Here is an 11,696-nt window from a genome sequence, read left to right on the forward strand (position 1 = left end):
TGGCGGACGAGGGCCAGGCCCTCGCCGCGAGTGTGCGGTGCATGCCGGTTTGAGTCCAGTCAGAACGGTTGAGTGCCTTCGGGTTTTGTCCCGTCGCCACCTTCAACGGCGATCAGCTTCTGTTTGTGGCCCTGGGTGTCCATCAGGAACACTTCGACCTGGCGCACCGAGATCTTGATGTCGTGGGCCTTGAACTCGCGGCTGATGTAGCGGTTGATCTCGTCCAGGGTCGGGTTGCGGTCGCCGAGGTCGCGCACGTGCATGCGCAACTCGTGATCCAGCGAGCTCTCGCCGAAGTTGAGGAAATACACCAGCGGTTCTGGGTCTTTCAGCACGCGCGGGTTGTCATGTGCGCCCTTGAGCAGCAGTTCACGTACCAGGTCCAGGTCCGAGCCGTAGTCGATGCCCAGTTTCAGCGTGACCCGGGTGACCGTGTCGGTCAGCGACCAGTTGATCAACTGGCCGGTGATGAAGGTCTTGTTGGGGACGATGATGTCCTTGCGGTCGAAGTCGGTGATGGTGGTGGCGCGGATGCGGATCTTGCTCACCGTGCCGGACAGGTTGCCGATGGTGATGGTGTCGCCGATACGCACCGGGCGCTCGAACAGGATCATGATCCCGGAGATGAAGTTGGCGAAGATTTCCTGCATGCCAAAGCCAATCCCCAGCGACAGTGCAGCCACCAGCCATTGCAGCTTGTCCCAGCTGACGCCCAGGGTCGACAAGGTACTGACGAAACCGACCCCGGCAATCACGTAGGACAGCAGTGTGGTGGTGGCATAGGCGCTGCCCTGCGCCAGGTTCAGGCGTGACAGCACCAGCACTTCGAGCAGGCCCGGCAGGTTGCCGGCCAGGGCGAAGGTGATGCCGATGATCACCAGTGCGCCGAGCAGGTCACCCAGGCTGATCGGCACCATGCTGGCGGCGGCGCCGGTACCGCTGGTGTACTCGTAAAGGGTGAAGTTGTTGAGGTAGGCGAACACCGAAAGCAGGTCTGCCCAGACCCAGTACAGGCCACCGATGAAGCCGCCGAGCAGGGTCAGGCGGATCAGGCGCAGCGACTGCTGGTTGACCTGTTCGATATCCAGGGTCGGCTCCTCGACGATCACTTCGCCGTCGAGCCCTTCCTTGCTTGCCTGGCGCTTGCTCAGCGCGCGCTGATAGGCCAGGCGCCGCGCGGCAACCGACAGGCCGCGTACGAACGCTGCCTCGATCACCAGCCAGAACAGCAGCAGGTACAAGGTGTAGATCAAACGGTCAGTGAGTTTCAGGGCGGTGTAGTAGTAGCCGAAGCACACGGCCACGAACAACGCCATCGGCAGCGCCGTGAAGGCCACCCCGACGATCTTGCGAAACAGTGACGTGTCGCGGTGCGCCGGGCTACTCAACAGCAGGCGGCTGAGCAACCAGGCCATCAAGGCATAGCAGGTCAGTACTACGCCGATGCCAAGCACGTCACTGGCCAGCGCCGACGGCTGGTGTTCGGCCACGGCGACCACCCCGACCAGCGCCAGCACCACGGTACCCAGACGCCGCACCCAGCCACGCAGGAACTGCACCTGCGGCTTGTGCCAGCGGAAATGCACCTCGGCCACGCCGCCCGGCGCGAGAATCCGGTAGGCGGTGTAGAACACCAGCCAGGCCTGAGCCAGCTGCCACAAGGCAGCACTCAGGTTGGCATTCTGCCCGCGTGCATCGACCTGGAGGATATACGCGCACAAGGCCAGGGCCAGGCTCAGCGGCATCGCCAGCAGCACGTTGATCAGCAGCGCCTGCGGCGTGTGCCACTGGCTGTCGCGTTTGAAGTGGCCGATGTCCTGATGCACCTTGCTCAAGCGCTGATACAAGTAGCGCCGGCGCCACTGCAGCACTCCTATCAGCAGCAATAGCGGCAGGAACAGCAATGGCCGCAGGCTGAGGCCTTGCAGCACTTCCTTGACGCCCGAACCCCACGGCAGGTTGGCCACCTGATCGATCAGGCGCCCGGGCACGCTGCTCAGCCATTCCCAGTCCAGCGGCTTGTTACTGGGGATCCAGAACATCTGCTCTTCCAGGGTGGTGCGCAACCCCTGAGCGGTGCTGACCAGCTGCTTCTGGTTCAGCTGCAGGGTGATCGATTCGTTGAGCAATGCCGAAAGCTCACGGTTGAGCCGTTCGAGCAGGTCGCTGCGGGTGATGGCCACTTCCAACAGTGCCTTGCGCAGTTCGGGCGTGACGTCCTCGGCAGGCTGGCTGGCGAGCACGCCATCGACGTAGCTGACGGGGCTGCTCATCTGCTCGCGCTGCTGGTTGACCTCGAACTGATACAGGCGGATATCGGCGATCTGGTCGGCCAGGTCGCGGTCGAGCTTCAAATGCGGCAGGCTCTGTTTTTGCTTGTAGAGGATCTTGGACAGCAACAGGCTGCCCTTGAGCACGTCGATCTGTTCATCAAGCACCTGATCGGCCTGGGTCAGGCTGTCGAGCTGAGTTTTGGTCTTGAGGTTCTGCTGGGTCAGCTCGTTGAGCCGGTCGGTACTCTTGAGCAGGTAGTCGGAGAGCTTGAGGTTGGCGGCGCTCTCATTGGCCAGCAGGACACTGCCGCCGGACTTCTGCGCTTCCAGCGATTGCTGGGTCACCGCTTGCTGCGACTGCGCAAGGCGTTTGTCGTTGATCAGCGTCTGCAGTTGCTGGATTTCCTGCTCCAGTCGCGCGGTGCGCTCGACCAGCAGGTCGTGCTGAGCGCTGCCCAGGTCCTGCAGCAGGCCGTTGCCGGCCAGTTCCTGGCGGCGCAGCAGGGTTTGCGCGTTGAGCGAGGCGAGCTCGGCGGCGAGCTGATTGCGTTGGTCGGCGGAGAGGGCCTTGCCAGCGTCCTTGCCGGACTTGAGGCTGCTGTTGATCTGCTGGATGCGCGTCTGGTTGTTGCTGATCTGCGCTTGCGCCCGTTCCGGGCGGGTCTGCGAACTGATCATCAGGCTGTTGGCATCGGCCAGCGCCTTTTGCAGCTCGCCTTGCAGCGTGCTGCGCTCGCTGAGCAGTTGCTCGAGTTGCGGCACGCTCAGGTTGGCATAGCGCTGGGTGACTGGGGCCGGCTTGCTCGCCTTGAGCTTGGCCAACTCGCGCTGGGCCTCGCTGGTCAAGCGCGGCGCGTCGGCCAACTGCTGCTTCAGCGCCTTGAGCTTGGCCGCGCTGTCCTGCTGGCTGGCGAGCAGGCTCAGGGTCTGCTCGAGCACTTGCTGCAGGCTCTTCTGGTCAGCCTCGGGCAGCTTGCGCTCGGCGATCTTGTCGAGGCTGTTCTGCACGCTGGCAGTGGTCGGGGCCTCGGCAGCGGTGGCGCCGAAAGAGAGGGACAGGCACAGCCCGAGCAGGGCTGCGCGAAGGTGCACGCGCAGGGACATAAGCAGAGTCTTGTCAGGGGTTCGTGTAATACGAGGCAAGTCGAGGGCTACAGGAACAAACCCGGGCCGGGGCGAGTTCCTTCGGGGAATTTGACGCCGACTTTGTCGATCTTGTTCCCGTCCATGACTGCGACCGTCCAGATTGTGCCGTGCCATTCGATCTGATCGCCTACTACTGGAGCGCCTCCGACCTTTTGTCGGATGAACTGCGCCAGCGCCATATCGGCGTTCAAACCGTCCAGTTGCAGGCCATAAAGTGCTGCCACCTGGCCCAGTTCGGCATCGCCTTCGAGAACGAAGTCGCCAAAGAAGCGCAGGTCCAGGCCACGTTGTGGCGCCTGGCTGAACAGCTTGCCCAGCGCCGGCAGGTTATGCTCGTGGCCGATCACGCAGAGCATGTCGTCCACTTCGAGCACGGTACTGCCGGATGGGTGCAGCAGCTGCTCGCCGCGAAACAGCGCGGCAATCCGCGTGCCTTCAGGCATCTTCAGCTCGCGCAGGGCGGCGCCGATGCACCACTTTTCTGCGCCGAGGCGGTAGACGAACATCTCCCACTCGCTGGTGATATGTACCTCCAGCGCCGAGCGCGAGATCGGTGCCGGGTCTGGCGGTACCGTGACTTTGAGCAGCTTGGCCATCCACGGCAGGCTGGTGCCCTGTACCAGCAGCGAGATCAACACGATGAAGAAGGCCAGGTTGAAGAACAGCTGCGCTTGCGGCAGCCCCGCCATCAGCGGGAACACGGCCAGAATGATCGGTACCGCGCCGCGCAAACCGACCCAGGCAATGAAGCCCTTTTCACGGTCATGGAAGGCCTTGAACGGCAGTAGCGCGGCGAGCACCGACAGTGGCCGCGCCACCAGGATCATCCACAGCGCCAGGCCCAGCGCCGGCACTGCAATCGGCAGCAGGTCATGTGGCGTGACCAGCAGCCCGAGCACCAGGAACATGCCGATCTGCGCCAGCCAGGCCATGCCGTCGAGCATGTGCAAAATACCGTGGCGGCTGCGGATCGGCCGGTTGCCGAGCACCAGGCCGCACAGATAAACCGCGAGGAAGCCGCTGCCGTGCAGGGCGTTGGTCAGCGAAAACACCACCAGACCGCCAGCCACTACCAGAATCGGGTAGAGGCCGCTGGCGAGGTTGATGCGGTTGACCATCTGCAGCATCAGCCAGCCGCCGCCCAAACCCAGCAGGCCGCCGATACCGAACTCGCGCAGCAGGTGAGTGAGCAGGCTCCAGTGTAGGCCGGTCTGGCCGCTGGCGATCATGTCGATCAGGGTTACGGTGAGGAATACTGCCATCGGGTCGTTGCTGCCCGATTCGATCTCGAGCGTGGCGGTGACCCGCTCGTTGAGGCCTTTGCCACCGAGCAGCGAGAACACCGCCGCAGCGTCGGTCGAGCCGACGATGGCGCCGATCAACAGGCCCTGGATCAGGCTCAAATCGAACAGCCAGGCCGCGACCATGCCGGTCAGCGCCGTGGTGATCAATACCCCGACCGTGGCCAGCGACAGCGCCGGCCACAGCGCTACGCGAAAGCTCGCCACCCGTGTGCGCAGGCCGCCGTCGAGGAGGATTACCGCCAGCGCCAGGTTGCCCACCAGGTAGGCAGTCGGGTAGTTGTTGAAAATGATCCCGCCGCCGTCGACGCCGGCCACCATGCCGACCGCCAGAATGATGACCAGAATCGGAATGCCCAGGCGCGATGACAGCGAGCTGACCAGAATACTTGCACCCACCAGCAATGCGCCGATCAGGAACAGGCTGTTGATGGTGCTTGCATCCAAGGGCGGTACTCCGGAGAAACGGGGGGACAGGCGGCGCTGTTACGCAGGTTGCGTGCCAACTGATTCTAACCCGAGGCGCTCGCGGGCTGTAAAGCGTTACCGCATATTGATGCGGCATCCAGGTTGAAGTGCGGGCTCCCATTTGCACAGGCCACCGCGCATGATCCACCCCGACGATATGCCTCTGGCGGACATTGCCCGCCGTTATCTGGGCCAGTTCCCTGACCTGCATGGGCTGGCCCGTCAGGCCGCCGGCCATGTGCTGCGCCGTCAGCTCGGTCACTGGCTCGACCCTGATCAGGTGTTTTGGCATGAGTTCGACAGCGCCAGCAGCAGCCCGCGGACCTACACCGGTTTTTGCCACGGCGGCCCGCCGCGGCGCTCGATGAGCCTGACTGAGCTGATGATCCAGCGTTTCAGCCCGGCGCAGCAGGCCAATATCGACCAATTGTCGGTGTACGGCGGTTTCTATCGAGTGGACGCCAGCCATACCGTTTTCGATGAGCGCAACGAGCTGCGTCTGGCGGCCCAGAGCGTGCTGGAGCAGTGTTGGGCGATGGACTTTGCGGCAACCTACCGCAAGCGTTTGGCGCGGTTTCGAGCCGAGCGCGGCGAGGACTTCTGCCTGTTAGCCCGCTCGCGGTTTCTGGCTGTACTCGGCCAGGCTGCACTGAGCAACGATGAGCGGCACGAAATACTCGCGGCCTCGCTGGTCCGCTCGCAGTTGCCAGCGACCCGCAAGGCTCTGCGCCTGTCGTATGGCGACAACCACCTCAGCGGTTGGGCTCGCCTGAGTCTGGGCGGGGTTGCGGCGCGAACCCTGCTGCTGCGTACGTTGCCCAGTGGCAAACGCTGCCTGTATCTGGCAGGCGAGCATGCCGGCATGGTGCTGCTCAACGATGAGCAGACGCTTGAGGCGTGGCTGGTCGAGCAAGCGGCAACAGCGCAGGGGCAGGAGCGGTTGATGAGCGATTTTGTCGGCAGTGACTTGCTGAGCCAGTCGCTGCGCCCGCGTCTGCAGAAGTACCTGGACTTGCTGGCGCGGCCCGATCATACGCTGCTGATCAGCAGCCAGCCGCTGCGCGGAGATGTGTTCGTGCGCCTGCGTGATCAGGCGTTGGTTACCCTGGCCAGTGATGCCGATGAGCGCCTTACCACCAACGCTCAGTTACGCAGGCAGCGCTGGCTGTCGGGGCTGCAAACTGCGGCATTGATCCTGGCGCCCATGAGCATTGCGGGTTGGCCTGTGGCCCTGACAGCGTTGGGCATCGGTGTCGGTTGCCTCGCGCTGCATGTGGACCAGGCCATCAATGGTAAGCGCGAGTGGCGCGCAGCTGCCTGGTGGGCGGTGTTGCTGGATATCCTGTTCATCCTCCTGGACAGCGCACTGATGCGCTCCACCGAGCTGTTTGCTCCAGGTCGGTTACCACCGCCGCGCACGCTCGAGGCGCCGCTGGCGATTGCCGACGACAGCTGGGAAGAATTCATGCAGCCCGCCGCTGACGCGCTATTGCTCCGTTCCGATCAAGCTCTGGCCCGTCAGCAAATGGCGCTGGCGCGGGTGCCGTGGGCCGACGCCGGCCAGGTTGATGAGCGCGGGTGGTATCTGGATGCGTTCAGTGAGCCTTACGCGGTCTATCGCGATGAACTCGGCTATGGCGCGCCGGCGATAGCCGAGTACAGCCATGCGCCGCAGCGCTACAACAACCTGTGGCGCGGGCTACCACTGGACGATCGGCTGGCGGTCTGTATCGACCGTAGCCATGCCCTGGCCGAGGCACTCGAGCAGATTGGTCAGCACAGCCCGGTCACCTTGTATCGCGCTGCTTCAGGTATTCGCAGCACCGGTACTGCGGCTTTCCGCAGTGGTCAGGTCGCGGTGGGAGATGTACTGGTGAGTACCGAGTTCACCTCGTTCACCGAGAATCCCTACGTGCTTTGGGAGGTGTTCAACAGCCCTGAGGTGCAGATATCCGGCAGGCCAGCCTTCGATGATGGCGCGGTGGTATATGTGCTGGAACCAGGCGAGCATGTGCGGGCGACACCGGTCGCGGCGTTTTCCAGCAGACCTGATGAGGCTGAGTCGTTGATGCTACCTGGGCGCTATGTCGAGGTCACGCGCATCACCGCCGTCGACAATGCGCGGTATCGCTTTATCGAGGTGCGCCTGAGGGCGCTGGCGCAGCCTCTGCAAGGAGGCCTGGTGCATGATCTGCGTAGTGGCGAGGTGTTTGATCGGGAGGTGCTGGCGCAGCGGTTGGGGGCAGGCGGAGATGATTCATTGATGCGGCGGTTCTTTCCGCTGCCGACGTAACGATTGGGGCCGCAAAGCGACCCCATTTAGCCTGAGTTACGGCTGCTTCACTTCCCGCATCGGCTTGCCTTTGACCGGCGCGCCGTTGGCCACGTAGTACTTGGCGGTGCTGCGCGGCAGCGGCTGGCGGCCACGGATCTTGTCGGAGATTTTCTCGGCGATCATGATCGTGGTGGCATTGAGGTTGCCGGTGATGATGATCGGCATGATCGACGCATCGACCACCCGCAGCCCTTGCATGCCATGCACACGGCCCTGATCGTCGACCACGGCCATCTCGTCGGTGCCCATCTTGCACGAGCAGGATGGGTGGAATGCGGTTTCGGCATGCTCGCGGATGAACTTGTCGAGCTCTTCATCGGTTTGCACGTGGGCGCCCGGGCTGATTTCGCGGCCGCGGTACTGGTCCAGCGCAGGCTGGGCCATGATCTCGCGGGTCAAACGGATACCGTCGCGGAATTCCTGCCAGTCCTGTTCAGTCGCCATGTAGTTGAAGAGAATGCTCGGATGCTGGCGCGGGTCCTTGGACTTGAGCTGAATACGGCCGCGGCTAGGCGAGCGCATAGAGCCCATGTGCGCCTGGAAACCGTGTTCCTTGACGCCATTCGAGCCGTTGTAATTGATCGCCACCGGCAGGAAGTGGTACTGGATGTTCGGCCACTCGAATTCAGGCCGGGAGCGAATGAAGCCGCCCGCCTCGAACTGGTTGCTGGCGCCGATACCGGTGCCGTTGAACAGCCATTCGGCACCGATGGCCGGCTGGTTCCACCACAGCAGCGATGGGTACAGCGAGACTGGCTGGGTGCAGGCGTACTGCAGGTACAGTTCAAGGTGATCCTGCAGGTTTTCACCAACGCCTGGCAGGTCGTGTACCACGGGCACGTCGAGGCTTTCGAGCAGTGCACGCGGGCCGACGCCGGAGCGTTGCAGCAGTTGCGGCGAAGCAATCGCGCCGGAGCTGACGATGACTTCCTTGCGCGCACGGGCTTCCATGCGCTCTTCGCTGTCGCCGACCAGGTAAGTCACGCCGACGGCACGCTTGCCTTCGAACAGGATGCGGTCGCTCAGGGCGTGGGTGACGATGGTCAGGTTGGGGCGCTTCTTGGCCTGGTCCAGGTAGCCGCGGGCGGTGCTCGAGCGACGGCCGTTCTTGGTCACCGAACGGTCCATCGGGCCGAAGCCTTCCTGCTGGTAGCCGTTGAGGTCTTCGGTACGCGGGTAACCAGCCTGTACGCCGGCTTCGACCATGGCGTGGAACAGTGGGTTGTTGCCGGCTTTGGGCGTGGCAACGCTGACCGGACCGTCACCGCCGTGATAATCGTTGGGGCCGATATCGCGGGTTTCGGCCTTTTTGAAGTACGGCAGGCAGTCGAGGTAGGTCCAGTCTTCCAGGCCTGGCAGCTTGGCCCAGCCATCGAAGTCCATGGCGTTGCCGCGGATGTAGCACATGCCGTTGATCAGCGACGAGCCACCCAGGCCTTTGCCACGGCCACATTCCATGCGGCGACCGTCCATGTGCGGCTCTGGATCGGTTTCGTAGGCCCAGTTGTAGCGACGGCCCTGCAGCGGGAAGGCCAGCGCGGCCGGCATCTGGGTGCGGAAGTCGAAGCGGTAGTCAGGGCCGCCAGCTTCGAGCAGCAGCACGCTGACGTTGGCGTCTTCGGTCAGGCGGGTGGCGATGGTGTTACCGGCCGAGCCGGCACCGACGATGATGTAATCGAATTGTTGGGACATGCAAGTACCCTCGTTGTGGCGGTGTCAGGGAGCAAAGCGCCCGCGCCATAAGGCGCGGGCCTAACTACACAGGGTGCTTAGAACACCGAGGTGTAGCCGCCGAGCTCGACCTGAACCGACTTGATGCGGGTGTACTGGGCCAGCGAGCTGACGCCGTTTTCGCGGCCGACACCGGATTGCTTGTAACCACCGACCGGCATTTCTGCCGGCGACTCGCCCCAGGCGTTGATCCAGCAGATGCCGGCTTCAAGCTGGTGAATGATGCGGTGGGCGCGGCTGATGTCGTTGGTGCAGACGCCGGCAGCCAGACCGTATTCGGTATCGTTGGCGCGGCGGATGACTTCTTCTTCGGTCTCGTAGCTGAGGATGCTCATGACCGGGCCGAAGATCTCTTCCTTGACGATGGTCATGTCGTCGCGGCAGTCGGTGAACACGGTCGGCGCAACGAAGGCACCCTTGGCCAGGTCGCCTTCGCTCAGACGCTCGCCGCCGCAGAGGACGCGGGCGCCTTCTTCCTTACCTTTGGCGATGTAGCCGAGCACGCTTTCCATGTGCTGGAAGCTGACCAGCGGGCCGAAGTTGGTGTTCTCGTCTTCTGGGTTGCCAATGCGGATGCGCGCAACGCGCTCGGCGATCTTGGCTTCGAAGGCGGCTTTCATCGGAGCCGGGATGAATACCCGGGTGCCGTTGGTGCAGACCTGGCCGGAGCTGTAGAAGTTGGCCATCATGGCGATGTCGGCGGCCTTGTCGAGGTCGGCATCGGCGCAGATGATCAGCGGCGACTTGCCGCCCAGTTCCATGGTGACTTCCTTGAGCGACGAGCTCGAGGCGCTGGCCATGACTTTCTTGCCGGTGGTGGTGCCGCCGGTGAACGATACTTTTTCGATGCGCGGGTGCTCGGTCAGCAAGGTGCCGACTTCACGGCCGCTGCCGGTGAGGACGTTGAACACGCCATTCGGCAGGCCGGCTTCGGTGTAGATCTCGGCCAGTTTCAGGGTGGTCAGAGAGGTAACTTCCGACGGCTTGAAGATCATCGCGTTGCCGGCCGCCAGGGCTGGCGCCGATTTCCACAGGGCGATCTGGATCGGGTAGTTCCACGCGCCGATACCGGCGGTCACGCCCAGCGGTTCGCGGCGGGTGTAGACGAACGAGCTTTCGCGCAGCGGGATCTGCTCGCCTTCGATGGCCGGGACCAGGCCTGCGTAGTACTCGAGCACGTCGGCGCCGGTGACGATGTCGACGTAACGGGTTTCCGAGTAGGACTTGCCGGTGTCGAGGGTTTCCAGCATGGCCAGCTCATCGTTGCGCTCGCGCAGGATGTCAACGGCACGACGCAGGATGCGCGAACGCTGCATGGCAGTCATCGCGGCCCAGACTTTCTGGCCACGTTCGGCGCTCTCGACGGCACGTTCGACGTCAGCGGCAGTGGCGCGCTGGACGTGGGCGAGGACTTCGCCGGTCGCCGGGTTGATGGCTTCGAAGGTGGCATCGCTGCCAGCGTCGACATAACCACCATCGATGTAGAGTTTTTGCGTTCCGAAACGGGCCATAGAATCCTCGCAAGTGCAGTGTGTGATTGGCTAGCCGCGTTGCGCTCCTGCTAGTGAGGCAGTCGCTGCGTGCGATCGTTCAGCCGCCTGGGGCGTTGTATCCAGGGCGTGCTGCTTAGCCAGTTGTAAATCCATGTATTCGTAGGCAATCCGAATTGCCTGCTCGGTATCGAACGCGTCGCCCGAGAGCGCGCCACGCAACCACAGGCCGTCGATCAAGGCTGCCAGGCCACGGGCGGCCTTGCGCGCATGGTAGAGCGGCAGGACGCGGCGAAACTGGCAGCACAGGTTGGAATAAAGGCGGTGATCGTTGATCCGCTGCAACCTGTGCAAGGACGGCTGGTGCATGCTGGCGGCCCAGAAGGCCAACCAGGTTTTCATTGCCGGGCCGCTGACCTGGCTGGCGTCGAAGTTGCCCTCGACGATGACTCTCAGGTGCGCCCGCGGGCTGTCGTCGGTGAGGGCTAGTCGACGGGCGACGGTGCCTTCGCTCAACGCATTCATGAGGTGGCGCATGGTCGCTGCGATCAGGCCGTTCTTGTCCTGAAAGTAGTGACTGATGATGCCGTTCGACACTCCAGCCAAACGGGCGATCAGCGCAATGCTGGCATCTCCCAGACCGACCTGATCGACCGCCTGCAGGGTGGCTTCGATCAACTGCTGACGGCGAATGGGTTGCATACCGACCTTGGGCATCTGGCAAATCTCCTCAGGCCTGCGGGCAGACGACAAGCGGCTGCCTCGGCGAAGGCCAGTCTATTTTGTTTTGATTGAACGTTCAATCAATAAAGAATAAGCTCTGCGACAATTTGTGCCATTGACAGTTGTTTGAGGCTGTCGAGAAGGCATCGATTGGCACCCCAGAAAAACGTGCAACCCCCGGAATACAAGGCGTTGACGGGCATGGGCGCTGCGCGATACAGAATCTGCC

The 11,696-nt window shown here is 63.2% G+C and carries 6 protein-coding genes; 1 reads left to right on the forward strand and 5 read right to left on the reverse strand.

Features of this window, described 5'->3' with window-relative positions; genetic code table 11:
* Nucleotides 1-59 precede the first annotated feature (59 nt).
* Entirely contained in the window at nt 60-3,377 is a 3,318-nt protein-coding gene (gene mscK / locus K3F44_RS21375) for a mechanosensitive channel MscK (protein ID WP_220632923.1), read from the reverse strand.
* A 47-nt stretch (nt 3,378-3,424) separates the two neighbouring features.
* Nucleotides 3,425-5,167, reverse strand: a complete 1,743-nt coding sequence (locus K3F44_RS21380; protein ID WP_103435727.1) for a potassium/proton antiporter — start codon at nt 5,165-5,167, stop codon at nt 3,425-3,427.
* A 160-nt stretch (nt 5,168-5,327) separates the two neighbouring features.
* Between K3F44_RS21380 and K3F44_RS21385 the strand changes: the two genes are divergently transcribed.
* Nucleotides 5,328-7,481: a dermonecrotic toxin domain-containing protein gene (locus K3F44_RS21385; RefSeq protein ID WP_220632924.1), complete on the forward strand. Its 2,154-nt coding sequence runs from the start codon at nt 5,328-5,330 to the stop codon at nt 7,479-7,481.
* 36 nt (nt 7,482-7,517) lie between these two features.
* Here the strand turns inward: K3F44_RS21385 and betA are convergent, their stop codons facing one another.
* The 3 genes from betA to betI form a co-directional block, all read right to left on the reverse strand.
* Nucleotides 7,518-9,215 carry a choline dehydrogenase gene (betA, locus tag K3F44_RS21390; RefSeq protein WP_101315586.1) on the reverse strand — a complete coding sequence of 566 codons (1,698 nt, stop codon included), beginning with the start codon at nt 9,213-9,215 and terminating at the stop codon, nt 7,518-7,520.
* Nucleotides 9,216-9,292: 77 nt separating this feature from the next.
* Complete coding sequence (gene betB / locus K3F44_RS21395; RefSeq protein ID WP_101315588.1) at nt 9,293-10,765, reverse strand: betaine-aldehyde dehydrogenase; 1,473 nt, start codon at nt 10,763-10,765, stop codon at nt 9,293-9,295.
* A gap of 30 nt (nt 10,766-10,795) precedes the next feature.
* A complete protein-coding gene (betI, locus tag K3F44_RS21400) occupies nt 10,796-11,461 on the reverse strand; it encodes a transcriptional regulator BetI (RefSeq protein WP_101315590.1) in 666 nt (221 codons plus the stop codon).
* Nucleotides 11,462-11,696 lie beyond the last annotated feature (235 nt).

Origin of the sequence: Pseudomonas sp. S07E 245, from assembly GCF_019599025.1 — a bacterium.
GTDB lineage: Bacteria > Pseudomonadota > Gammaproteobacteria > Pseudomonadales > Pseudomonadaceae > Aquipseudomonas > Aquipseudomonas shirazensis.

What these genes read in the sequence shown, in the direction of transcription:
- mscK (WP_220632923.1), bottom strand. Translation starts at nt 3,377, where the DNA reads ATGTCCCTGCGCGTGCACCTTCGCGCAGCCCTGCTCGGGCTGTGCCTG.
- K3F44_RS21385 (WP_220632924.1), top strand. Translation starts at nt 5,328, where the DNA reads ATGATCCACCCCGACGATATGCCTCTGGCGGACATTGCCCGCCGTTAT.
- betA (WP_101315586.1), bottom strand. Translation starts at nt 9,215, where the DNA reads ATGTCCCAACAATTCGATTACATCATCGTCGGTGCCGGCTCGGCCGGT.
- betB (WP_101315588.1), bottom strand. Translation starts at nt 10,765, where the DNA reads ATGGCCCGTTTCGGAACGCAAAAACTCTACATCGATGGTGGTTATGTC.
- betI (WP_101315590.1), bottom strand. Translation starts at nt 11,461, where the DNA reads ATGCCCAAGGTCGGTATGCAACCCATTCGCCGTCAGCAGTTGATCGAA.